Source organism: Arthrobacter sp. fls2-241-R2A-172 (assembly GCF_030208885.1).
Taxonomy (GTDB): domain Bacteria; phylum Actinomycetota; class Actinomycetes; order Actinomycetales; family Micrococcaceae; genus Arthrobacter.
Genome location: NZ_JARVTB010000016.1, coordinates 93,997 through 117,046, shown reverse-complemented (window position 1 = coordinate 117,046; position 23,050 = coordinate 93,997). Strand labels below are relative to the sequence as shown.

General features: G+C 64.2%; 19 protein-coding genes. 7 read left to right on the top strand and 12 right to left on the bottom strand.

Translation table 11 applies throughout. The annotated features are described in order from the left end of the window. Window positions 1-26: 26 nt before the first annotated feature. From QRM57_RS19455 to argC, 6 genes are read right to left on the bottom strand one after another with little or no spacing between them, the layout of a single operon-like run. Complete coding sequence (locus QRM57_RS19455; RefSeq protein ID WP_235521873.1) at window positions 27-563, bottom strand: arginine repressor; 537 nt, start codon at window positions 561-563, stop codon at window positions 27-29. Beyond that, window positions 563-1,567 (bottom strand): ornithine carbamoyltransferase, encoded by a 1,005-nt coding sequence (gene argF / locus QRM57_RS19450; protein ID WP_257371073.1) that lies wholly within the window; start codon window positions 1,565-1,567, stop codon window positions 563-565. The genes QRM57_RS19455 and argF overlap by 1 nt, the downstream gene beginning before the upstream one ends. Further along, entirely contained in the window at window positions 1,564-2,904 is a 1,341-nt protein-coding gene (locus tag QRM57_RS19445; protein ID WP_284987811.1) for an acetylornithine transaminase, read from the bottom strand. The genes argF and QRM57_RS19445 overlap by 4 nt, the downstream gene beginning before the upstream one ends. After that, window positions 2,901-3,845 carry an acetylglutamate kinase gene (argB, locus tag QRM57_RS19440; RefSeq protein WP_257371075.1) on the bottom strand — a complete coding sequence of 315 codons (945 nt, stop codon included), beginning with the start codon at window positions 3,843-3,845 and terminating at the stop codon, window positions 2,901-2,903. Before argB ends, QRM57_RS19445 begins: the two co-directional genes overlap by 4 nt. A gap of 10 nt (window positions 3,846-3,855) precedes the next feature. Next, a complete protein-coding gene (argJ, locus tag QRM57_RS19435) occupies window positions 3,856-5,022 on the bottom strand; it encodes a bifunctional glutamate N-acetyltransferase/amino-acid acetyltransferase ArgJ (protein ID WP_257371076.1) in 1,167 nt (388 codons plus the stop codon). Next, on the bottom strand, window positions 5,019-6,050 hold the full coding sequence (argC, locus tag QRM57_RS19430; RefSeq protein ID WP_235521868.1) for an N-acetyl-gamma-glutamyl-phosphate reductase: 1,032 nt from the start codon (window positions 6,048-6,050) through the stop codon (window positions 5,019-5,021). Before argC ends, argJ begins: the two co-directional genes overlap by 4 nt. Window positions 6,051-6,218: 168 nt before the next feature. On the opposite strand from argC, the gene QRM57_RS19425 reads away from it, so the two are divergent. The 4 genes from QRM57_RS19425 (at window position 6,219) to QRM57_RS19410 (ending at window position 13,789) form a co-directional block, all read left to right on the top strand. After that, a complete protein-coding gene (locus tag QRM57_RS19425) occupies window positions 6,219-7,307 on the top strand; it encodes a fatty acid desaturase family protein (RefSeq protein WP_235521867.1) in 1,089 nt (362 codons plus the stop codon). Between the two features lie 85 nt (window positions 7,308-7,392). Beyond that, window positions 7,393-8,358 (top strand): quinone oxidoreductase family protein, encoded by a 966-nt coding sequence (locus tag QRM57_RS19420; protein WP_257371078.1) that lies wholly within the window; start codon window positions 7,393-7,395, stop codon window positions 8,356-8,358. Window positions 8,359-8,476: 118 nt separating this feature from the next. Beyond that, window positions 8,477-12,433: a Pls/PosA family non-ribosomal peptide synthetase gene (locus tag QRM57_RS19415; protein ID WP_284987810.1), complete on the top strand. Its 3,957-nt coding sequence runs from the start codon at window positions 8,477-8,479 to the stop codon at window positions 12,431-12,433. 12 nt (window positions 12,434-12,445) lie between these two features. Then, entirely contained in the window at window positions 12,446-13,789 is a 1,344-nt protein-coding gene (locus QRM57_RS19410) for a M1 family metallopeptidase (RefSeq protein WP_284987809.1), read from the top strand. On the opposite strand, the gene QRM57_RS19405 is transcribed toward QRM57_RS19410, so the two are convergent. Together QRM57_RS19405 and QRM57_RS19400 are read right to left on the bottom strand one after the other, a co-directional pair. Further along, window positions 13,786-14,436: a 4'-phosphopantetheinyl transferase family protein gene (locus QRM57_RS19405; RefSeq protein WP_284987808.1), complete on the bottom strand. Its 651-nt coding sequence runs from the start codon at window positions 14,434-14,436 to the stop codon at window positions 13,786-13,788. The two genes, QRM57_RS19410 and QRM57_RS19405, sit on opposite strands and share 4 nt — an antisense overlap. Further along, window positions 14,433-15,314, bottom strand: coding sequence for a LysR family transcriptional regulator (locus QRM57_RS19400; RefSeq protein WP_284987807.1), 882 nt, complete (start codon window positions 15,312-15,314; stop codon window positions 14,433-14,435). The genes QRM57_RS19405 and QRM57_RS19400 overlap by 4 nt, the downstream gene beginning before the upstream one ends. 162 nt (window positions 15,315-15,476) lie before the next feature. Here QRM57_RS19400 and QRM57_RS19395 point away from each other — a divergent pair, with 162 nt between their 5' ends. Further along, window positions 15,477-16,463 (top strand): nitrilase family protein, encoded by a 987-nt coding sequence (locus QRM57_RS19395; RefSeq protein ID WP_284987806.1) that lies wholly within the window; start codon window positions 15,477-15,479, stop codon window positions 16,461-16,463. 4 nt (window positions 16,464-16,467) lie between these two features. On the opposite strand, the gene QRM57_RS19390 is transcribed toward QRM57_RS19395, so the two are convergent. From QRM57_RS19390 to pheS, 3 genes are all read right to left on the bottom strand, one after another. Further along, complete coding sequence (locus tag QRM57_RS19390) at window positions 16,468-17,334, bottom strand: trypsin-like serine peptidase (protein WP_284987805.1); 867 nt, start codon at window positions 17,332-17,334, stop codon at window positions 16,468-16,470. Window positions 17,335-17,520: 186 nt separating this feature from the next. Then, window positions 17,521-20,064 carry a phenylalanine--tRNA ligase subunit beta gene (gene pheT / locus QRM57_RS19385; protein WP_284987804.1) on the bottom strand — a complete coding sequence of 848 codons (2,544 nt, stop codon included), beginning with the start codon at window positions 20,062-20,064 and terminating at the stop codon, window positions 17,521-17,523. 2 nt (window positions 20,065-20,066) lie between these two features. Continuing rightward, a complete protein-coding gene (gene pheS / locus QRM57_RS19380) occupies window positions 20,067-21,128 on the bottom strand; it encodes a phenylalanine--tRNA ligase subunit alpha (protein WP_235521858.1) in 1,062 nt (353 codons plus the stop codon). 178 nt (window positions 21,129-21,306) lie between these two features. On the opposite strand from pheS, the gene QRM57_RS19375 reads away from it, so the two are divergent. Together QRM57_RS19375 and QRM57_RS19370 are read left to right on the top strand one after the other, a co-directional pair. Then, window positions 21,307-21,753, top strand: a complete 447-nt coding sequence (locus QRM57_RS19375) for a hypothetical protein (RefSeq protein ID WP_257371086.1) — start codon at window positions 21,307-21,309, stop codon at window positions 21,751-21,753. Window positions 21,754-21,755: 2 nt separating this feature from the next. Next, on the top strand, window positions 21,756-22,385 hold the full coding sequence (locus tag QRM57_RS19370) for an SIMPL domain-containing protein (protein ID WP_284987803.1): 630 nt from the start codon (window positions 21,756-21,758) through the stop codon (window positions 22,383-22,385). On the opposite strand, the gene pcp is transcribed toward QRM57_RS19370, so the two are convergent. After that, window positions 22,382-23,023 (bottom strand): pyroglutamyl-peptidase I, encoded by a 642-nt coding sequence (gene pcp, locus QRM57_RS19365; RefSeq protein WP_284987802.1) that lies wholly within the window; start codon window positions 23,021-23,023, stop codon window positions 22,382-22,384. The two genes, QRM57_RS19370 and pcp, sit on opposite strands and share 4 nt — an antisense overlap. Between the last annotated feature and the right edge of the window lie 27 nt (window positions 23,024-23,050).

Below are 23,050 nucleotides of genomic sequence, written 5' to 3'. Positions count from 1 at the left end.
TGCTGAATCAATACTGTGTAAAGCAGTTAGTTGCCCGGGCCGGCTTCTTCGGCCATCCGCAGGAACCTGGCTGCCAGTTCTGCCCCGCCGTCGGGGTCCCGTGCGACCAGCAGCAAAGTGTCATCGCCTGCGATCGTACCCAATACGGACGGCATCACGGAGTGGTCGACGGCGAGTGCCAGGAAGTTCGCCGCGCCCGGAGGCGTGCGCAGGACGACGATGTTGCCGGACGCTTCCGCCGTCACCAGCAGTTCCCCGCAGAGCCTGGAGAGCCGTGCGTCCAGGATTTCCTGGGTCACCCCGCTCTTGGCATTGCGGTCGCCGCCTTCGCCCGGCACGGCGTAGACCAATGCGCCATCCTTTCCACGCACCCGCACGGCACCTAGTTCCACAAGGTCGCGGGACAGAGTGGCCTGGGTGACCTGGACGCCGTCGTCCGCCAACAGAGCTGCAAGCTCTGCCTGGGAACGCACGGACTCACCCGTCAGGATCGCGGTGATTCGCGCCTGGCGGGCAGTCTTGGTGGCTGGGCTTGCGCCCGGCACGGACGGATTGGTGGACACTAGAACGTGCTCTCCCCGGTGCCTTCAACCGGCGAAAGACCCTCGACGAAGGCAAGCCCCGAGCGGTGCATCAGCCACGCCATGAGTGCCTTCTGGGCGTGCAGGCGGTTCTCGGCCTCGTCCCACACGATCGACTGCGGGCCATCGATGACGCCGGCTGAAATCTCGTAGCCGCGGTAAGCAGGAAGGCAGTGAAGAACGACGGCGTCCGGAGCGGCTTGCGCCATTGCAGCTTCATCCACGGAGTAGTCGCGGAACAGCTGCAACCGGGCTTCCTTTTCGGCTTCCTGGCCCATGGAAACCCACGTGTCCGTCGCCACGACGTCGGCGCCGTTGAGTGCTTTGGCGGCGTCACTGGTGATCAGGACGGAACCACCGGTCTCCGCGGCGCGCTCCTCGGCTGCTGCCACGATTTCCGGAGCCGGCAGGTAGCCTTCGGGGCCGGAGATGCGGACGTGCATACCGGCGGTCACGCCGGCCAGCAGGTAGGAGTTGGCCATGTTGTTGGCCGCGTCCCCCAGGTAGGCCATGCTCAGTCCGGCCAGTTCGCCCTTGTGCTCCTTGACGGCCAGGAGGTCGGCCAGGAGCTGGCACGGGTGGTAGTCGTCGCAGAGTGCGTTGATGACGGGCACGCTTGAGTTCTCCGCCATTGCCACCAGGCCGGAATGGGCGCCAGTGCGCCACACGATGGTTGAGACCATGCGCTCCAGGACCTTCGCGGTGTCTTCCACGGATTCCTTGTGGCCAATCTGCGCTTCACCCGGGTTGATGATCAGGGCGTTGCCGCCCATGTCCGCAATGCCGGTGGCGAAGGAGACGCGCGTGCGGGTGGAGGTCTTGTCAAAGATCACGGCAACGGTCTTGCGGCCGTTGCCCTCCGCGGCGAAGGGCTGCACGCTGTACGGCGCTGCCTTCATCCTGACGGCGAGGTCCAGGACCTCGGCCTGCTCGGCAGGGCTCAGGTCCGTGTCCTTGAGGAAGTGGCGGGTGGTTAACGTGCTCACTGTGCGTCCTTAGCGGGTTGGGCGGTAGCCGTGGCGATCAAGGCGGGCAAAGCTGACAGGAATCGGTCGGCCTGCCCGGTGGTCAGGATCAGCGGAGGTGCGAGGCGGATGGTCCGCGGTCCCGGACTGTTGATGATGAAGCCGGCATCCAAAGCTGCCGTCACCATAGCGGGTGCGATGTCGGCGTTCACATCGAAGCCGATCAGCAGGCCCTCGCCGCGGACATCGGTGACCGCTTCCACCGCCGCCAAGCCCTGACGCAGGTACTCCCCCACAGCCTGGACGTTTTCCAGGACACCCTGGCTTTCGATCGCGTGCAGCGTGGCAAGCGCGGCGGCCGTGGCCACCGGGTTCCCACCGAAAGTGGTGCCGTGCTGTCCGGCGGTGAGCAGGGCCGACGTCGCACTTCCGAAAGTGATCAAGGCACCCACCGGGAAGCCGCCACCGAGGCCCTTGGCGAGCGTGACGGCGTCGGGCACGATGCCCGCATCCTCGCTGGCCAGCCACTTGCCGGTGCGGCCGATGCCGGTCTGGACCTCATCCAGGATGAGCAACGCCCCTGCGGCCGCGGTGGCCTCGCGGGCCGCCTGCAGGTAGTCGGGGCTGAGGGGCCGGACGCCCGCTTCGCCCTGGATGGGTTCCAGGAAAACGGCTGCGGTGGAATCGTCGACGGCGGCACGCAACGCCTCGATGTCATCGAACGGAATGTGGACCACGCCACCGGGCAGTGGTTCGAACGGGGCGCGGTACGCTTCCTTGGCCGTGAGCGCCAAAGCGCCCATGGTGCGTCCGTGGAAAGCACCTTCGAGTGCGATGATCTTGGTGCGCTTGCCGTCGGAGTTGTTCCGGCGGGCGAGCTTGAACGCGGCCTCGTTGGCCTCCGTGCCGGAGTTCGCGAAGAACACCTTGGAACCCGCGGGAGCGTTGGAGATCGCCAGGAGCTTCTCGGCGAGCGCGATCTGCGTTGGGCTTGTAAAAAAGTTGGACACATGGCCAAGAGTGGCGAGCTGGCTTGAAATGACCGACGTGACGAACGGGTGGGCGTGGCCCAGCGCGTTGACGGCGATGCCGCCGAGGAGGTCAAGGTATTCCTTGCCGTCAGCGTCCCATACCAAGCAACCGGAGCCGCGCACCAGGACACGCTGCGGGGTGCCGAAGACGCCCATGAGCGAGGACGAGTAACGGGCAAGCCAGTCAGCTCCCGAGCTCTGGGTAACGAGGGTGGTTGCGGCAGCCTCCGCAGCGATGGGGGCCCCGCCCGCTTCGCGGTGCCCGACCACACCCGGCCCCCCATCGCTGCTGCGGCTTTCGGCGGAATGGCTCAGTTCGGTACTCATGCGTTCACTTCCTCGTCGGGGACAACCTGGGTGCCGATACCCGCTGTCGTGAAGGTTTCCAGCAACATCGAGTGGGCCAGGCGGCCGTCCACGATGTGGGCGCGTTGCACGCCTTCGTCGATTGCTTTGAGGCAGGCGGCCATTTTAGGGATCATTCCGGACTCCAGGCGAGGCAGCATGTCACGGAGCTCGGTGGCGGTCAGCGAGGAGATCAGCGAGGACTTGTCCGGCCAGTTGGCGTAGAGGCCCTCGACGTCGGTCAGGATGACGAGCTTGGTGGCGCCCAGTGCGGAAGCAACGGCTGCGGCGGCGGTGTCCGCGTTGACGTTGAGCACCTGGCCGGTGGTGGAGCCGGTACCGTCTCCCGTGTCCAGGATTTCGGGAGCGACGGTCGAAATCACGGGGATGCGACCGGCGTCGAGGATGTCCTTGATACCTGCGGGATCAACGCCGACAACCTCGCCCACCAGGCCGAGGTCCACTTCCTCACCGTCAACAACAGTGCCGGTGCGCACGGCGCGCAAAAGGCCGCCGTCCTCGCCGGACATGCCCACGGCGTACGGTCCGTGGGAGTTGATGAGGCCGACGAGTTCGCGGCCTACCTGGCCGGTGAGGACCATGCGGACTACGTCCATGGCCTCGGGCGTGGTGACCCGGAGGCCTCCCTTGAACTCGGATTCAATGCCGAGCCGGCTGAGCATGGAGTTGATTTGGGGGCCGCCGCCGTGAACCACCACGGGGTGGATGCCCACGTGGTGGAGGAACACGATGTCCTCAGCGAAGGCACGGCGCAGCTCGTCATTGACCATGGCGTTTCCGCCATACTTGATCACCATGGTGGTCCCGGCGAAGCGTTGGATCCACGGCAACGCCTCGATCAGTGTCCCGGCCTTGTCCTGGGCGTCGCTCATTGACGTGGTCTCCCGAGTGTGCGCAGTCATCGTTTTCCGCTCAGCTTGAGTAGGCGCTGTTCTCATGCACGTAATCGTGCGTGAGGTCATTGGTCCAGATTGTCGCCTCGGCGTCGCCGGCCTGCAGGTCGATTTCGACCAGCACTTCGCGCGGCTCAAGGTCCACCAGGTTGCGGTCCTCGCCGATGCTGCCGTTGCGGCAGATCTGGACGCCGTTCATGGCGACGTTGAGTTGATCGGCTTCGAACACGGCGTCCGTTGTTCCCACAGCGGAGAGGACACGGCCCCAGTTGGGGTCCTTGCCAAAGATGGCGGCCTTGAAAAGGTTGGACCGGGCAACGGACCGGCTGACGGTTTCGGCGTCCCGTTCGCTGGCAGCGTTGAAGGTGCGGATGGCGATGTCGTGGCTGGCGCCCTCGGCGTCGCCGATGAGCTTGCGGGCCAGTTCGGCGCAGACCCGAGTCACGGCTTCGCTCAACTGCTCGGTGGAAGGCAGGGCTTCGGAGGCCCCGGATGCCAGCAGCACCACAGTGTCGTTCGTGGACATACAGCCGTCCGAGTCGGCACGGTCAAAGGTGACGCGCGTTGCGTCGCGGAGGACGACGTCGAGCTCGTCAGCAGGCACCTCGGCGTCCGTAGTCAGGACCACCAGCATGGTGGCCAAGCCTGGTGCCAACATGCCGGCACCCTTGGCAATGCCACCCACGGTGAACTGCTTGCCTTCAGCATCGGTTCCCGTGAAAACCGCTTCCTTGGAAACGCTGTCCGTGGTCATGATGGCCGTGGCCGCAGCGGGACCGCCGTCCTCGCTGAGCTCCTTGGCGGCCGCTTCGACGCCCGGGAGGATTTTGTCCATGGGCAGTTGCTCGCCGATCAGGCCAGTAGAGCAAACCACGACGTCGGAAGCTGAGACTCCCAGCACGTCAGCCACTTTCTCCGCGGTTGCGTGGGTGTTCTGGAAACCCTGCGGTCCGGTGCAGGCGTTGGCACCCCCGGAGTTCAGAACGACGGCGTCCACACGGCCGTCGCTGACCACCTGGCGGGACCAGTGCACGGGAGCGGCCGCTACGCGGTTGGAGGTGAACACAGCAGCGGCTGCCTTCGACGGTCCGTCGTTGACGACCAGGGCGAGGTCCGGGTTGCCTGATGCCTTGATGCCGGCTGTGACGCCAGCGGCGCGGAATCCCTTGGGGGCGGTAATGGTCACGGTGCTACTCCCTGCAGGTTCAGGCCGGCGGTTTCATCCAGGCCGAGGGCAATGTTCATGGACTGCACGGCGCCGCCGGCGGTCCCCTTGGTGAGATTGTCGATAGCGCAGGTCACGATCACGCGGCCTGTGTGCTGGTCAAACGCCAGTTGCATGACGGCATGGTTGGAACCCTGCACCGATTTGGTGGTGGGCCACTGGCCCTCTGGCAGCAGGTGGACGAACGGCTCGTCGTCGTAGGCATCTGCCCATGCCTGCCGGAGTTCGGCGTACGTCACGCCGTGCCCGGCCTTTGCTGTCGCCGTCGTAAGGATGCCCCTGCTCATCGGGGCGAGGGTGGGCGTGAAGGACACCGTGACCGGCTCGCCCGCGGCATTGGACAGGCCCTGTTCGATTTCCGGCGTGTGGCGATGACCGCCGCCCACGCCATACGGGCTCATGGAACCCATGACTTCACTGCCAATGAGGTTGACTTTGGCTGCCTTGCCGGCGCCCGAGGTGCCTGAGGCGGCGACAATGACGACGTCGTCCGTCAGGAGGAGATTTTTGGCAAACCCGGGCGTCAAGGCGAGCAGGGCCGACGTCGGGTAGCAGCCCGGGACTGCGATGCGGGTGGCGCCCTTGAGCGCCTCACGCTGCCCCGGCAGTTCCGGCAGGCCGTAAGGCCAGGTGCCCGCGTGGTCCGAGCCGTAGAACTTTTCCCACGCCGCGGCGTCCTGGAGGCGGTGGTCCGCGCCGGCGTCGATCACTACGGTGCCTTCGGGCAACTGGGCTGCGATCTCTGCGGAAGCGCCATGGGGAAGGGCCAGGAACACCACATCGTGGCCGGACAGGTTTTCCACCGTGGTGTCTTCAAGGATCCGGCTGGCCAAACCATGGAGATGCGGCTGCAACTCCCCTAGTCTGGAACCGGCGTTGCTGTGCGCCGTGATCGCACCGATGGTGACGTTCGGATGGCCCGCGAGCAAGCGCAGCACTTCTCCCCCGGCGTAGCCGCTGGCACCGGAGACGGCAACAGAAATAGTCATGACTCCACTATACAGCAAGAATATTCATGCTGTCCGATATTTATGCATGCCTAATGTGAGCTGGCACATTTGTTAGGACATTGCGCGTATGCTTAGTGGAGGGTGATCCAGACCGTGCAGTCCGAACGTCGGCTGCAGCGTTGCCCGTTAGTGATACGGGGCATATAAATGGCACCCACGTCCACCGCTGAGCGCCCCAAAGCACGCGCAATTCAGCCAAATCCCGTCGTTCAGAGCTACTCAGAGCTCCTCAAGAGCGTCAAGTCCGCAGGACTCCTCGAGCGCCGCAGCGGCTTCTATATCTGGGTTTTCGTAGCCCTGATACTGCTCATGGCCGGCACCTGGCTCGGCTTCGCCCTCATTGGCGAATCCTGGTACCAGCTCCTCATTGCCGCGGCCGTCGGCATTCTCTGCACGCAGTTGAGCTTCCTGGCCCACGAAGCCGGACACAAGCAGATCTTTGCCTCACGCCGCGCCAACGATTGGTCGGCGCGTCTCCTGGCCACTGGCGTTGCGGGCATCAGCTACTCATGGTGGGAACAGAAACACGGCGCCCACCACAATCACCCCAACGTCATTTCCAAGGACCCCGACATCCGGAACAACGCATTGGTGTTCTACGAGGACGCCGCGGCCGAGCGCAAGGGCCGCCTGGCATTCCTCACGCGCCGGCAAGGCTGGTTCTTCTTCCCGCTGTTGACCTTGCTTGGCCTGAGCCTGCAGTTCGATTCCATCCGCTTTGTCTTCGGCAAGCAGAAGGTCCGGCACCGCTGGGTGGAAACCCCCATCCTCGTGGCACGCCTGACGGCGTTGCCGGTGCTGGCTTTCACCTTCCTGCCCATCGGAATGGCGTTCGCTTTCCTCGGCGTCCAGATCATGGTTTACGGCTTCTACATGGGCGCATCCTTCGCCCCCAACCATAAGGGCATGCCCGTGCTTCCCAAGGACAGCCGCGTGGACTTCCTTAACCGCCAGATCCTGACCTCCCGCAACATCTCCGGCGGTCGCTTCATGGACTTCCTCTTGGGCGGACTCAACCGGCAGGTAGAGCACCACTTGTTCCCGGACATGGCACGTCCGCACCTTCACAAGGCCGCCGGCATCGTGAAGGAATTCTGCGCCAAGCACTCGATCCCCTACACCGAAACCACGCTCATGCAGTCGTACGGGATCGTGGTCAGCTACCTCAACGAGGTGGGCCTCGCAGCAGGCCGCGGCTTCGACTGTCCCGTGGCTTCGACGCACGGACGCCGCTAGCCGTTCGACATGGGAGGCCCCAACCTCCCTAGGATGGATTCTGAAACCGGGCACCGGAAGGACCGCCCCGGAGTGAGGAGCCACCATGACGCACGCCATTGTCGCAAAGCAGCCCGGAGGACCTGAAGTCCTCGAATACGCCTCCGTGGAAGCACCAGCCCCCGGTCCCGGCCAGTTGCTGATCAAGGTCGCAGCTGCCGGGGTGAACTTCATCGAAACCTATCAGCGCAACGGAACCTACAAGGTTGACTACCCCTTCACCCCCGGCGCAGAAGCCGCCGGCACGGTGGAGGCGGTGGGTGAGGGCGTGGAGGACATTGCCGTTGGCGACCGTATTGCCACGGCTGAAGGGTCCCGCACCTACGCCGACTACACTCTCGTGGATGCAGCGAAAGCGCTTCCGGTTCCGGACGGCGTCGACGACCACACTGCAGCTGCCCTTCCGCTGCAAGGGATCACAGCGCATTACCTGATGAACTCCTCCTTCCGGGTGGAGCCGGGACACACCGTCCTGCTGCACGCGGGGGCCGGAGGCGTTGGCCTCCTGCTGACCCAGCTGTTGAAGGCCCGCGGGGCACGCGTGCTTACCACCGTCTCCTCCGACGAAAAGGCCGAGCTGTCCAGGCTGGCCGGAGCTGACGAGGTCCTCCGCTACGACGGTTTCGCCCACAAGGTCCGTGAACTGACCGACGGCGAAGGCGTCAACGTGGTGTACGACGGGGTCGGTAAAGACACCTTTGACGAATCCCTCAAAAGCCTGCGCATCCGGGGAGCCATGGTGCTCTTTGGTGCCGCTTCCGGGCCGGTGCCGCCATTCGATCCCCAGCGCCTGAACGCCGGAGGCTCCTTGACCTTGACCAGGCCAACCATGGCCCACTTCGTGCAGAATACACACGAGCGCCGGTGGCGCTCGGCCGAAATTTTCGACGCCGCCGCCAACGGAACGCTCTCGGTCAGGGTCGGCGCAACCTACCCCTTGGCCGAAGCTGCCCAGGCCCACCGTGACCTGGAAGGCCGCCGGACCACCGGCAAAGTCCTGCTTCTGCCGTAACTCCAAAGCCCGGCTCCCGAACAACTGGCGACCTACAGGCAAACAGTGGTGCAAGAAAATGTGACGAACAGGAAACGTCAGACACCTTTTGTTCACCTTTCTGCGCAAAGCTAGGCCTGTGAGCACAGAACATCCCGTGGGGGCCGGGCCGGCACCCGCCCTGACCACCTACCGCCCCCAGTTTCCGGGCGGCACCGCTGCGCCAGCCGAGCGCACGCTGGTGGACATCCTGGAAGAGACCACAGCGTCCTTCCCCGAGGCTTCGGCTTTGGATGACGGGCAAAAATCACTCAGCTACACCGAACTCCTCAGGGCGGTCAGGGCCTTCGCCGCACGATTGAACGCTGCGGGCCTGGGTCGTGGTGACAAGATCGGCATCCGCATCCCTTCCGGCACCAACGAGTTGTATATCGCCATCCTGGGAATCCTCATGGCCGGCGCCGCGTACGTTCCGGTTGATGCCGACGATCCCGAGGAACGGGCACGCCTCGTGTTCGGGGAAGCCAAGGTTGCCGCGGTGGTAGGGGCGGGACTTGATATCCGAGCCGCCGGTGCCGCACGCGAGCCTGTATCGGAGCCTTCAAAACCGGGGCTGGATGACGACTCCTGGATCATCTTCACCTCGGGATCCACTGGTACGCCCAAGGGTGTTGCAGTTAAACATCGATCTTCCGCCGCCTTTGTTGACGCTGAAGCACAGATTTTCCTTCAAGCCGATCCCATCGGTCCCCAGGACAGAGTGCTGGCGGGCCTGTCGGTAGCCTTCGATGCTTCCTGCGAAGAGATGTGGCTCGCCTGGCGCCACGGTGCCTGCCTCGTCCCGGCTCCGCGGGCGTTGGTGCGGACCGGCATGGACCTGGGTCCCTGGCTGATCAACCACGGCATCACCGTGGTTTCCACGGTGCCCACCCTTGCTGCGTTGTGGCCGGCAGAGTCCCTCGAAAACGTCCGCCTCCTCATCTTCGGCGGCGAGGCATGCCCGCCGGAGCTGGCCGAACGGCTCGCCGTCGATGGCCGCGAAGTATGGAACACTTACGGACCCACCGAGGCCACCGTCGTCGCCTGCGCCGCACCGTTGGGCCGACCCGGCCCGGTTCGGATCGGGCTGCCGTTGGACGGCTGGGACCTCGCCGTCGTCGATTCTGATGGTGTCCCGGTCGCGGAAGGCGGGATCGGTGAACTGATCATCGGCGGCGTCGGGCTGGCACGCTATCTCGATCCCGCCAAGGATGCCGAGAAGTATGCACCCATGGCCACGCTGGCTTGGGACCGTGCCTACCGTTCCGGGGACCTCGTCCGCTTCGAACCGGAGGGCCTGATCTTCATGGGTCGCGCCGACGAACAGGTCAAGCTGGGTGGACGGCGCATCGAACTGGGCGAGGTGGACGCGGCGCTGCAGGCACTCCCGGGAGTTGCCGGCGCCGCCGCCGCAGTTCAGACCACTGCTGCCGGCAACCAGATCCTGGTGGGCTATCTCGCCCCCGTTGACGGCCACCAGCTAAATCTGGAGCAGGCCCGCCGCCTGCTGGGCGAAAGCCTTCCGGCAGCATTGATCCCCCTGCTCACCGTGGTGGATTCGCTGCCCACCAAGACCAGCGGAAAGGTGGACCGGCATGCCCTCCCCTGGCCGCTTGCGGGGACCAGCGCTGCTGAGGCCAACAACGCGCCCCTGAACCTACCCGACGACGCCCGTTGGGTGGTGGACCAGTGGGAGTCGGTGCTGGGCAGTCCCGTGAGCTCCCTCGACGCGGATTTCTTCGCCTACGGCGGCGGGTCTCTGGCCGCAGCCCAGCTCGTCTCTGCCCTCCGGGTCCGGTACCCCACCATCACTGTCGCTGACATCTACGCGACCCCGCGTGTCGGAGCCCTGATCGATGCCGCCCGGCAATCACTGCCCGACGGCGGTACGGCAGGTCCGCCTGTCGAGCGCACCGTGCGTCCCACAGCCTTGAAGTCGCAGATCTTCCAGGTCCTCATGGGCGTGCCCCTTCACATCCTGGTGGGAATGCGTTGGCTCACCTACCTGATGGCCGCGAACAGGTTACTGGCAGACTTTGCCGGATTCGCCGCAGCTCCTGTGGTGTCCTGGTGGTGGATCGCGGCATCCTGGCTGGTCTTCGTCAGCCCGCTGGGCCGTATGACCATTTCGGTAATAGCGGCACGCGTGCTGCTCGGCAAGATCGAGCCTGGCACCTACCCCAGGTCCGGCAATACCCACCTTCGGTTGTGGCTCGCCGAACAAATACAAGACCTCTCCGGGGCCATCGGCCTCGCCAGCGCCCCATTTGTCCCCTACTACGCGCGCGCCCTGGGTGCCAGGATCGGCCGGGATGTGCACCTGCATTCCCTGCCGCCTGTCACAGGTTTGCTGTCATTGGGCAGCGGCGCCAACATCGAGCCGGAAGTCGATCTTTCCGGATGGTGGGTGGATGGCGACTCGGTGCACATCGGCCAGATACACGTGGGAGCCGGTGCCGTCGTCGGTGCACGAAGCACCCTCATGCCCGGCGCCACCATTGGTGCGGGCGCACACGTCGACGCCGGATCCGCAGTGCTGGGCAAAGTGAAGGCCGGGCACTTCGTGGCTGGATCCCCGGCCGAACGACGCGGCAAGGCAAAGCACGACTGGCCTGAGTCGTCGGGCCATCCTTCCGCTGTGGACCGGCTATGGTTCACAGCCTTTGCCAGCGCTTCGGCGCTTCTGGCCCTGATCCCGTACATCTCCGCCTTCGCTGCTGCGATGGTCTTTATGGCGTTCATCCAAGGCCACGATTCGTTGGAGACCGCACTCCCCCAGATAGCCCTGGCACTCCCACTGGCGGCGTTGGCGTGGTTCTTCGGGAACCTGGTCCTCATCCTCGTTGTTGCCCGGCTCCTTGGCCTCGGACTCAAAGAGGGGTATTACCGTGTCCGCAGCCGGATCGGCTGGCAGGTGTGGGCCACGGAACGTCTGCTGGACATGGCACGTGACCTCCTCTTCCCCGTCTATGCCAGCCTGTTCACGCCTGTTTGGCTGCGCTTGCTCGGAGCCAAGGTGGGCAAGAACGTGGAAGCCTCCACGGTGCTGCTGGTGCCCAGGATGACGACCATCGGCGACGGCGCGTTCCTGGCTGACGACACCATGGTGGCGTCCTACGAACTGGGCGGTGGTTGGATGAAAATCGCTCCGGCCAAGATCGGAAAACGGTCATTCCTCGGTAACTCCGGCATGACGGCCGCCGGGCGGAATGTACCAAAGAATTCCCTCGTGGCCGTCCTGTCGGCCACCCCTGCCAAGGCGAAGTCGGGCACGTCGTGGCTGGGCAGTCCCCCGGTCAGGTTGCGCCGCACCGCCGTCGACGCCGACCAGACACGGACATTCCAGCCGCCCCTTAAGCTCAAAATCGCGCGTGCACTGTGGGAATTGTGCCGTTTGGTTCCTGTCATCCTGACTGTTGCCATCGCCGTCGGCGTCATGCTGGTCTTCGATTGGCTGGCCCGTGGATGGGGCTACTGGATCGCGGCGATCCTCGGCGGCGTCGTGATGTTGGCAGCCGGAGGCGTCGCAGCACTCAGCGCCATCGTCGCCAAGTGGGTCCTGGTGGGAACCATTCGCGCCGGCGAGCACCCCCTGTGGAGTTCGTTTATTTGGCGCAACGAGGTTGTGGATACGTTTATCGAAATGGTCAGTGCGCCGTGGTTCGCCAGGTCCGCTGCGGGCACGCCCGCCCTGGTGTGGTGGCTGCGCGGGCTCGGCGCCACGATCGGCCGCGGTACCTGGTGTGAAAGCTACTGGCTCCCCGAAGCCGACCTCGTGACACTTGGCGAGAACTCCACCGTCAACCGCGGCTGCGTGGTCCAGACACATCTGTTCCACGACCGCGTCATGAGCCTGGACACCGTGACGCTCGGGAACGGAGCCACCATGGGCCCCCACGGCGTCATCCTCCCTGCGGCCAGCATCGGCGACGGTGGAACCGTAGGTCCGGCGTCGTTGGTCATGCGTGGCGAAACTGTCCCTGCCGGGACGTACTGGATGGGCAACCCGGTGAGCCCATGGGTGGGTCCGTCTGCACAAGCGCCCCGTCTCAAGTAGATTGGGCAGATCATGACCGCACCCATCACCACCCCCATGACCGAAGCCGACCCCTACACCCTGGACCACGGCAGCACCAGCTACCGTGTGGACCGGTATGAGTTGGACCTCGACGTCAGGCTGGGCAGCAACAAGCTGATCGGCAAGGCGGTCCTGCGGTGCACGGCATTGGAACAGACAGCGCAGATAGTCCTGGACCTGGTGGGATTGCGGGCCACCAAGGTCCAGCTGGACGGCAAGAAACTCCAGAAATTCAGCCACAGGGCCCAGCACCTGGTCCTGGCCGCCCCGTCCGCGCTCAGGCCCGGCCAACAGTTCTCACTCGAGATCCGCTACGACGGCAATCCGCAACCCCGCCGTGGATTGTGGGGAGATGTTGGCTGGGAGGAATTGAACGACGGCGTACTGGTGGCCGGCCAGCCGAACGGCGCAGCATCCTGGTTCCCCTGCAACGACCACCCCCGCTACAAGTCGAGCTTCCTCATCTCGGTGACCACCGATGACAACTACCGTCCGGTATGCAATGGGCGGCTCGTATCGCACTCCCGGAAGTCCAGCAGGGAAACCTGGGTCTACGAGCAGTCCGAGCCGATGGCGACGTACCTGGCTACCGTGCAGATCGGCCGCTACACCAAGGTTCCCTTGCAGGCCGACGATACCCACCACCGGGTGCCCCAGTTCGTTGCCGTTACCCCCGAAATGGCAGCCGACGCCCTGCGGGGTCTGGAACGCCAGCCGGACATGATGCGGACTTTCGAGGATTGCTTCGGACCGTACCCATTCGCCGATTACACGTCCGTGGTCACCGAAGACGAGCTGGAAATCCCCTTGGAAGCCCAAACGGTCTCCATTTTCGGTCGCAACCATATGCGCGACGCCTGGGAATCCCAGCGGCTGATCGCCCACGAACTTTCCCACCAGTGGTTCGGGAACTCCCTCACCGTCGACAGCTGGAAAGACATCTGGCTGCACGAAGGCTTCGCTTGTTATGCCGAGTGGTTGTGGTCCGAGGAATCCGGGACCATGACTGTTGCAGCGCGGGCTACAGGGGCATGGAAGAGGCTCGACGCCGGGCCGCAGGACCTGCTGGTTGGCGACCCCGGCCCGGAGCTGATGTTCGATGACCGGGTCTACAAACGTGGGGCCTTGGCGGTTCACGCCATACGAATGGCGGCCGGCGACGAGGCGTTCTTCGGTTTCCTCCATCATTGGACAGCCAAGAACCGGCACGGGTCAGTGTCCACGGAAGCCTTCATCGTAGCCGCGAACGCATTCATTCCGGGATTGGATGCCGCTGCCGTTCTCCGTCCGTGGCTGTACGAGGCAGCACTTCCCGCGCTGCCGTCACCGCGTTAGCCGATCGCCAAGGCGGCCACCAGTCCGTCCGGCAGCGCCCGGCCGCCGACAATGTCCAGGTCCTGCACACCGCGGCGCTCCAGCACATCCAACTCTGCCGGGTTGTGCCGCAGGCCTTCCCCAGTCATCTTCAGCCAAGCCTCTTTGCGCGCCCACAGCCGCGCGCGCTGACTATCTCGCTCCTGATCCGGGATGGTGGACAGGAAGCTTTTCTCGGTTGCGGTCAGCGCGACGTCGTCGAAGCCTTCGAAGGTTGCTTTGCCAGTCGATTCAAGATCCACTCCCAGCCGTAGTTCTTCGGGAGCATGGGCGACGCCGGCCAGCAGCACCCAGCCCGACGCCCGGGACGCGCTGAGCGCGATAGGTGCGGGGCCGCCGTCGAGCAGGAACCCGGGACGGCCGTGGTCCTGGCCTTGGCCGCACTGCGGGCAGTGATAGTTCGCCACGAGCTGCTGGGGTTCCACGTTGAGGAGCGTTGCAGCGAACAGCTGCAGCGAAATCCGGGCCGCAACGAATTCGTCCCGGTCCTTGGCGCTGGCAAACCTGGAGGCCCGACTCTTTGCCGGTTGTCCCGGGTCCGGTGGGTGCTCATCACAGGCCAGCTGGTCCTCGAGCCGGCGCATCTCGAAGACAAGGTTGTCGATCATACCTTTTCCCCGCCCCTGATTGATTCCAGAAACAAGGGAAGCAACGGGTTGGTGCTCCCGCGAAGCCAGGCAATGCCAATGTCCCAGCTCGCGGACTCCAGATCGATCTTTACCAACTGCACGCCGTCGGGGATGATGGCCGAGGCGCTGGCGGGGACCACAGCAGGGCCCGCTCCGGCGGCTACGAGGGCCACGACCGTCAGGAGATCGGACGTTTCGTACACCGTGGTGGGGCTGCACCCCAAATCCATAAACAACTCGCTCGTTTGAGCGGCCAATCCCGGCCCGCGGGCGGGGACAAGGCGGACCAGGCCCTGGTCCTGGAGCCAAGCCCGCAGACCCTTTCGATCGGTCCCCGGAGCAGGCTCACCGGCAGGGATGGCGAGCGCCAGCTGATCCCGCCGGATCACCCGGGCGGCAATGTCCTGCGGCGCAGGCATGCGCACAAACCCCACGCTGAGCGTGCCGTCACGGAGTGCGTCGAACTGCCTGGAGGAGGACATATCTTCGAGCTTGATGTCGATTCCGGGGTGCCGCGCACGGAAAGCCGCGACAGTCTGGGGCGCTACGTCGATTGTCGACATCCCGAATCCGACATTGAGCACGCCTTCAGCCCCCGCTGCCACCCGCTCCATGCGGCGGGCCAAGGCATCCGCCCTGCGCACCAGGTCGACCGCGTCGACGAGCAACGCCTCGCCGCCAGGCGTCAGCGCTGCACCGTGGCGCCCCCGGGTGAACAGCGTGGTCCCTGCCTGCCGTTCCAGGACCTGGATCTGCTTGGTCAGGGCGGGCTGGGTTGTGGACAGCGCCTTGGCAGCAGCCCCGAAATTTTGGTTCACGGCAACCGCGATAAACGACCGCAAAAGGCGTAGTTCCATTTCATAACACTATCGACAGGACCAGTGCCGCTCACATACTGCGATGCGGCACGCAGACACCCAACAAATCCATTCCAAAACAGAATGGATAAGGCCGAAGTTTTCATTAGACAGAATGGGTCATCGCAAGAAGCATGGGAGGGACAAACCCAAGGAGAACCCATGCCCGATAATTCACGGCCAACACTTCGCGCCTCGGCCGTTCAGTTCGAAGCAATCCCGGACCGTCCGGACCTCAACCTCGAGACCATTCGCCGGCTCGCCACCGCTGCAGCCATGGACGGATCGCAGCTGGTCGTGTTCCCGGAAATGTGCTTGCTCGGCTACTGGCACCTCCGACGACACACGCCCCAACGCTTGCACCAACTTGCCGAAACGGAGGGCGGCCCCAGCATCCTCGCCGTCCAGAACCTCGCCCAAGAGCTGGGCGTAGGCATCGGCGTCGGATATCTCGAGGCAGACAGCGACGGAAGACTCTACAACTCATACGCGGTATGCCTCCCCGACGGAGCACGGCACACCCACCGGAAGATCCATGCCTTTGAACACGAGGCGATCGACAGCGGATCCCGGTTCACGGTCTTTGACACCCCCTGGGGCGTCAAAGCCGGAATCCTGATCTGCTGGGACAACAACCTGGTCGAAAACGTCCGGGCGACAGCACTACTGGGCGCGACAGTGCTCCTGGCCCCTCATCAAACCGGTGGCACCAACTCCCGGAGTCCCAGGGGAATGAAGCCCATTCCCAGCACCTTGTGGGAAAACCGTGCAGCAGATCCTGCAGCCATTGAAGCGGCCTTCCGTGGACCCCACGGGCGCGGGTGGCTCATGCGCTGGCTGCCTTCCCGCGCCCACGACAACGGCCTTTTCATCATCTTCAGCAACGGTGTCGGCCCTGATGATGACGAGATCCGCACGGGTAACGCCATGATCATCGACCCCTATGGGGCAATCATCGCAGAAACCTGGAGTGCAGGCGAAGCAATCGTTACGTCCGAGCTGGACCTCGGCCTGGTGCCTCTCTCAACCGGCCGGCGGTGGATACGGGGGCGCCGGCCGGAACTCTACGCCTCCCTCAGCCAGCCACAGGGCAATGAGCTCGACGCCCGAGCCGCGCGCTTCTCGCCCCACCCGGTCGAGCTCCCGTAGCTTCTCACTTCACCGAGGTCAGGTAATTCGCCAGGGTGGGCGTGATGCGGGTACCGGAGTTGGTGCTGCCACCGTTGGTGTGGATGGCGACAATGGTGTTGGAGCTGTTGTATACGGGTGCTCCACTCTGGCCGCCGAAGGTGTCCATCTTGTAGTAGACCTTTTCGGTTGCGGAACTGTCGATGGTGCCCGTCATGGACCACATGGTTCCAAATGCCTTGTCGCCCGGGTAGCCGCGAACTGTTGCGGTGGTCCCGTTCAGGCTGGCCGTCGTACCGGTGTAATTGAGCCACCCGGTGGTGTTGCCAATGGTGCAGTCGAGTTTAATGACGCCCCAGTCGGCGTTGGTGTTGGCTGAGTCGATCCAACGCTGGTCCGTGAGGAGTTGGGTAGCACCGCAGGTACCGTAAGGATCCGTCGATCCATTCCGGCCAGGGGCCACTTTGACGCCCCAGGAGTAATCCGCCGTGGAACCCGTGCCGCCCGTGTGGACACAGTGCCCGGCCGTCAGCACGGTGTCGTCGGAGATGAGGGAACCGGAACAGATGTATCCGCCATTGAATTCAATCTGCACGATGGAGCGGTTGGGTGCAGCCGTGGTGTTGGTGATACGGACCCGGCCATCAGCGCCGATGACTGAATCCGTGGAGGCGCCCCCATTCTTGGTGGGTGCGGCGAGGGAATAACGGTCGGCCAACGGGGACGCGGCGGAGCCGGACGTCTGGGATTTATCCACGGTGTGGGACACGGGCTGGACCTCGGCGGACGCTGGTTGCGGCGTCGGCTCTGACGCCATGGCAGATCCTCCAAGCGAGGACGTCAAAGCCATTACCGCAGCCCCGACAAGCACAGCAACGTTCTGCTTTTTCATGGGTACCTTTCAAGGGACGGCCCTTGGAGAGCCGTGCGAGGGATGTGATACACATGTTTCACATGTGCATGACAAAACTGTCATACATGTGTGAATAGTCTGTCAAGATGCTGGGAGTGGAATCTCAATAAAACGAAAATCCCCGGAACCGAGGAGGTTCCGGGGATTTAGCGTGCAAATGCGGGATCAGCGCTGGACAGCACCGAAGCGTTCAGCGGCGACTGCGACAGCCGAGGCCCGTGCTTCTGACGCTTCGTCGGCAGTCAGTGTGCGGTCGTTGGCACGGAAACGCAGTCCGAAGGCCAGCGACTTCTTCCCCTCTTCGATGCCCGGACCCACGTAAACGTCGAACAAGGCGACATCCTCGAGGAGTTCACCTGCGCCTTCGCGCAGGGCAGCCAAAACCTGGTCAGCGGGTACATCCTGCGGAACCACCAGCGCAACGTCCTGCGTCGCAACAGGGAACCCGGAGATGTGCTTGGCAACAATCACGTCCGCAGCGGCTTCAAACAATGCCTCGACGTTGACTTCGAGAGCCACAGATCGCGCAGGCATGTCGTGTGCTGCCAGGAGCTTCGGGTGGAGCTCTCCCGCGTAACCGACAACATCGCCGTTACGCAGGGAAAGCTCAGCGGCACGCCCCGGGTGGAACGCCTGGTGGCTACCCTGGCTGACAACCAGTTCAACACCAAGAACGTCGGAAATGAGGCGGGCAACGTCCAAGGCGTCCGCCCAATCCCAGGCGCGGGGCTGGTGCGTCGCGGCAGCCGGCGAGTCGTGGCCGGTCAGGACGGCGGCGACGTGCAGCGGCTGGTGCGGGACGCCGTCGTACAACGCATCAAGCACCTCATCTGAAGGTTTGACGCCCAACGGCGGGATGGACTCCGTGCCAAGCTTGTCCCCCGGGAGGAAGACCGAACCTGCCTCGTACAGTGCCAGGTCGCGGAAACCGCGTGAGTGGTTGCGGCGTGCTACCTCAATGAGGCCGGGCAGGATGGATGTACGGAGGTAGCCGTTCTCCTCGCTGATCGGGTTTGCCAGCTTCAGCGCCGGACGTTCCGCGCCTTCCTCCGCAACACCGAAGGTGTCGTTGGCGGCTTTGGAAACGAACGGGTATGACAGCACCTCGGTGAGCCCTGCATCAGCCAAAGCCTGGACAACACGACGCTTCTGCTGCTGGCTGCGGGTCAAGCCACGGCCCGGAGGCGCTACCGGGAGGGTGGAGGGGATGTTGTCGTAGCCGATCAGCCGTGCGATTTCCTCAGAGAGGTCCTCCTTGGTTTCGAGGTCATTGCGCCAACTCGGAGCAGTCACCCGGTAGCCGGCGGCAGTCTTCTCCACCACGCCGCCCAGATCCTCGAGTGAAGTTGTGATCTGCTCGTCGGTGAAGTCGATACCGATCCGGGCAGCAGCGAACTCAGCAGGCAGCTCGATGGTCACAGGGTCAGGAGCGGTTCCGACGTCGGTCCCTGCCTCGTCTGCCGTACCGCCGGCCAGCTCTACCAAAAGGTCCACGACGCGCTGGGCGGCAATGTTGGCCACGTGCCAGTCCACCCCGCGCTCGAAGCGCTTGGACGCTTCGGACGGCAGCTTGTGGCGGCGACGCGACCGGGCAATTGATACCTCGTCGAAGTGAGCGGCTTCAACCAGGATGTTAGTGGTCGAGTCCGACACCTCAGTGTGGGCGCCACCCATCACGCCGGCAATGCCAATGGCGCCGGAGTCATTAGTGATCAGCAGGTCCTCGACGTCGAGCGTGCGCTCCTTGTCATCGAGGGTGGTGATCTTCTCCCCCGCAACAGCCCTGCGGACCACGATGTCGCCTGTGAGCTTATCGAGGTCGTAGCAGTGGTTGGGCTGGCCGAGTTCCAACATCACGTAGTTGGAAATATCCACCGGCAAGGAGATGCTGCGGACCCCGGCAAGGCGCAGGCGGGAAGACATCCACGGCGGGGTGGGACGCGACGGGTCCACACCACGGACTGTCCTGGCCACGAAGCGATCGCAGCCCGGCTTGCCGTAGATCGGAGCGTCATCGTTGAGCTTGACGCCATAGCCGCCCTGAAGTGTCTCCGGAGCAGTGACCTTGGATGCGGGATCCACGAACGAGGTTCCGGTGGCGTGCGCGTACTCGCGGGCAACACCACGGATGGAGAACGCATAACCGCGGTCCGGGGTGACGTTGATTTCCGCTGCCTGGTCATAAAGGCCCAGCAGCTCCATGGCGTCCGTACCGATTTCGGGATCCAAGCCAATGCTGGACAGCACCAGGATGCCATCGTGGTCATCGCCAATGCCCAGTTCACGGACGGAAGCGATCATGCCGGCAGAGAGGTGGCCGTAGGTCTTGCGCGCGGAAATCTGGAAGTTCCCGGGCAGGACAGCACCTGGCAGGGTGACAACCACTTTGTCGCCCTCAACAAAGTTGTGCGCACCGCAGATGATGCCCTGCACGCCGGAAGGATCAATGCCCTTGCCGGTGAGGGTCTGCTCCTGTCCTTCGGGAACGACGCGGACCTGGCACCAGTTGATGGTCTTGCCGTTGGATTGCGGTTCCTTGACCAGGCTCAGGACCTTGCCTACGACGATCGGGCCGCTGAGTTCGTCCGTGGGACGGTGGACTGCTTCTTCTTCAAAGCCGACCTTGACCAGGTCAGCCATGACGTCTTCGGCCGTTGCATCGGCCGGGACCTGCGCGAATTCACGCAGCCAGGAAAGTGGGATACGCACTGTTAGATCTCCATCCCGAAGTGCTCGCTGAAACGTACGTCGCCTTCGATCATGTCGCGCATATCGCCGACCTCGTTGCGGAACATGAGCGTGCGCTCAATGCCCATACCGAAGGCAAAACCTGAATAGATGTCCGGATCGATGCCGGCCGCCCGGAGGACGTTGGGATTGACCATGCCGCAGCCACCCCATTCGATCCAACGTGGGCCGCCCTTTGCTCCGGGGTGCCAGATGTCCAACTCCGCGGACGGTTCCGTGAACGGGAAATAGTTGGGGCGCAGGCGGATGGACGCTTCGTCGCCGAACATCTGCCGGGCGAAGTGCTCCAACGTGCCGCGAAGGTCCGCCATGCTGAGGTCCTTGTCGATCGCCAGGCCCTCGAACTGGTGGAAGACAGGAGTGTGGGTAGCATCGAGTTCATCGGTGCGGAATACCTTGCCGGGGCACAGCACGTAGATGGGCACCTCGCGTTCCAGCATGGAGCGGACCTGCACCGGCGAGGTGTGGGTACGCATGAGCAGGTGCGCCTCGGGGGGTTCCACGAAGAACGTGTCCTGCATTTCGCGGGCGGGGTGGTCCGGCTTGAAGTTCAGGGCATCGAAGTTGAACCATTCCGACTCGACCTCGGGGCCTTCGGCGATTTCCCAACCCATGCCCACGAAGATGTCCGACACGCGATCCTGAAGCGTGGACAACGGGTGGCGTGCACCGGCACGGCGACGTCGCGGAGCGGCAGTGACATCCACAGTTTCCTCGACGAGGATCCGGGCATCGTTCTCTGCCTCCAACACCTCGGTCCGGGCTGCGAGCGCCTGATTGACCCGGCCGCGGGAGGACCCCATGAGCTTGCCTGCAGCAGCTTTGTGTTCCTTGGCCAAGCCGCCAATTTCACGGTTGGCTAGGCTCAGGGGCGACTTCTCGCCGGTGTGGGCGAGGCGGACAGCCTTGAGTTCTTCGAGGGAGGAAGCTGCCGCGATGGCTGCGAGCGCGTCCTCGACGGCGGCGGTGATGGCGGCTTCATCCAGCGGATTCGGGCTGGCAGCGCCTGGCAAAGTGTCAGTCATCTACTGTTCTTAGCTACGAGTAGGGAGCGGCCGGCAATGCTGGCCTGGAAAACGAAAAAGGGCAGTGCTCGCCGCGGACGGCTGGCACTAACGTCCAGTCTAGTTGAACGTCATGGACCTGATTTAACGCCTGTCTCCCGTCCGGCCTCCGCAGGACCCACGGGTCTAGCATGGCTTCATGACCCCCGCGCAGCGCCTGAGGCAGATCGCAAATGTCATCAACCTGTCCACGCCGTTGGGACTTGGGGTGGCGGTGGCGTCGCGCTCCCGCCTGTCGCACGGTCCCCGCGGCCTGGTGATCGCTGCCGGGTACCGCTGGAAATTGCCCCATGCGGGAGCGTTCACCGTGGGGAATGTGATTCTTTACCGGGCACCCCACGGCCTGGCAGGCAGCAACGCCACCCTCCTGGGGCACGAGGAGCGGCACAGCACCCAGTATGCGTATTGCCTTGGCCTGCCCTTTTTCGCCTTCTACGGGATCGCCGCCGGGTGGTCACTGCTGCGCAGCGGAGACCCGGCGTCGATGAACTTCTTTGAGCGCCAGGCCGGCCTCGCCGCCGGCGGCTACGTTGACAACCACAAGCGTCGGCAGGGCGGACCAGCCGACCAACGAATCGAGGCTTGAGAATGAAGCGAACCATCACCGTCACCGGCACCGGCAGCGCCAAGGCCGCCCCCGACCTGGTCACGCTGACTCTCGGCGTGGAGACCCGCCGGGAGACTGCGGGAAAGGCATATCACGACGCCGGAAAGGCGGCTTCCGCTGTCGCTTCGGCTTTGCATGAAGCCGGCGTGGCCGGCGTTGACGTGCGAACGAGTGGCTTGAACCTCCGTGCCGACGTCGCATGGGTGGAAGGGCAGGGCCAAAAGGTGACCGCCTACGTCGCATCCACCACATTGCAGGTGGGCATCCGCACCCAGGCAGATGCCCCGGCTGCCATCGCTGCCGCAGTTGCCGCGGGTGGGGACGACATCAGAATCAACGGTATCGAGCAAGGCTTCGCGGATACTGCTCCCATCAACGCAGAGGCACAGGAGGCGGCGTGGCGGGACGCCTTGGCCAGGGCGGAGCAGTACGCCGGCCTGGCAGGCGCGCGGCTTGGAGCCGTTCGATCCATTTCCCAACAACCAGTTCCCGGCTCCCCCATTCCCCTGGGCGGGCTGGTCAGGGCCTCCTTTTCCACGGAAGCGCTCCCGGTGGAGGCCGGCGAATCGTCAGTCTCCGCTTCTGTCACGGTGGAGTGGGAACTCCTTTAATGGATTGCTCCTGCGGGCAGCTGTATGTCCGTTGTGGTTCCAAGCGCCGTGCGGACAACCGAAGTAACGCCTTCGGCCATCACTTCAAGGGGCATGGACGGAGTGGCAGCGACCGGTGGCAATTGCTCCGGAAGGTAGGGGACGTGGATGAAGCCCCCGCGGACCCCGGGCCTGGTCGCCAGTGCGTGCATGAGCGCATAGAAGACGTGGTTGCAGACGTACGTGCCGGCTGATTGTGAGACTTCGCCCTTGATGCCGGCGATCTGGAGGTTCCGGAGTGCTGCTTTGATCGGCAGGCTGGAGAAGTAGGCAGCTGGTCCGCCCTTGACAACTTCCTGGTCTATGGGCCGTTGGCCGGCGTTGTCCGGAATCCTGGCGTCATCGCAATTGATGGCGACACGTTCCAGCGATACGCGCTCACGCCCGCCTGCCAGGCCCACGCAAACCACCACGTCAGGAACCAGGCGATCCATGGCCGCGTTCAGGGCGTCCGCCGACCCGCCAAAAACGCAAGGCAGTTCGAGTGCTTCCACCTCGTGGCCCTCGTTCCGGAGGATGTCCCTGGCACGTTGCACGGCGAGCCACGACGGATTGACCGTGTCCTCGCCGAAGGGTTCGAAGCCAGTCAGGAGAATCATGGGCCAACCCTAGCAACCCCGCCATCC

Coding starts and splice junctions, on each gene's coding strand:
- QRM57_RS19445 (WP_284987811.1), bottom strand. CDS start 2,904: ATGAGTACCGAACTGAGCCATTCCGCCGAAAGCCGCAGCAGCGATGGG.
- argB (WP_257371075.1), bottom strand. CDS start 3,845: ATGACTGCGCACACTCGGGAGACCACGTCAATGAGCGACGCCCAGGAC.
- argC (WP_235521868.1), bottom strand. CDS start 6,050: ATGACTATTTCTGTTGCCGTCTCCGGTGCCAGCGGCTACGCCGGGGGA.
- QRM57_RS19425 (WP_235521867.1), top strand. CDS start 6,219: ATGGCACCCACGTCCACCGCTGAGCGCCCCAAAGCACGCGCAATTCAG.
- QRM57_RS19420 (WP_257371078.1), top strand. CDS start 7,393: ATGACGCACGCCATTGTCGCAAAGCAGCCCGGAGGACCTGAAGTCCTC.
- QRM57_RS19410 (WP_284987809.1), top strand. CDS start 12,446: ATGACCGCACCCATCACCACCCCCATGACCGAAGCCGACCCCTACACC.
- QRM57_RS19405 (WP_284987808.1), bottom strand. CDS start 14,436: ATGATCGACAACCTTGTCTTCGAGATGCGCCGGCTCGAGGACCAGCTG.
- QRM57_RS19400 (WP_284987807.1), bottom strand. CDS start 15,314: ATGGAACTACGCCTTTTGCGGTCGTTTATCGCGGTTGCCGTGAACCAA.
- QRM57_RS19395 (WP_284987806.1), top strand. CDS start 15,477: ATGCCCGATAATTCACGGCCAACACTTCGCGCCTCGGCCGTTCAGTTC.
- QRM57_RS19390 (WP_284987805.1), bottom strand. CDS start 17,334: ATGAAAAAGCAGAACGTTGCTGTGCTTGTCGGGGCTGCGGTAATGGCT.
- pheS (WP_235521858.1), bottom strand. CDS start 21,128: ATGACTGACACTTTGCCAGGCGCTGCCAGCCCGAATCCGCTGGATGAA.
- QRM57_RS19375 (WP_257371086.1), top strand. CDS start 21,307: ATGACCCCCGCGCAGCGCCTGAGGCAGATCGCAAATGTCATCAACCTG.
- QRM57_RS19370 (WP_284987803.1), top strand. CDS start 21,756: ATGAAGCGAACCATCACCGTCACCGGCACCGGCAGCGCCAAGGCCGCC.
- pcp (WP_284987802.1), bottom strand. CDS start 23,023: ATGATTCTCCTGACTGGCTTCGAACCCTTCGGCGAGGACACGGTCAAT.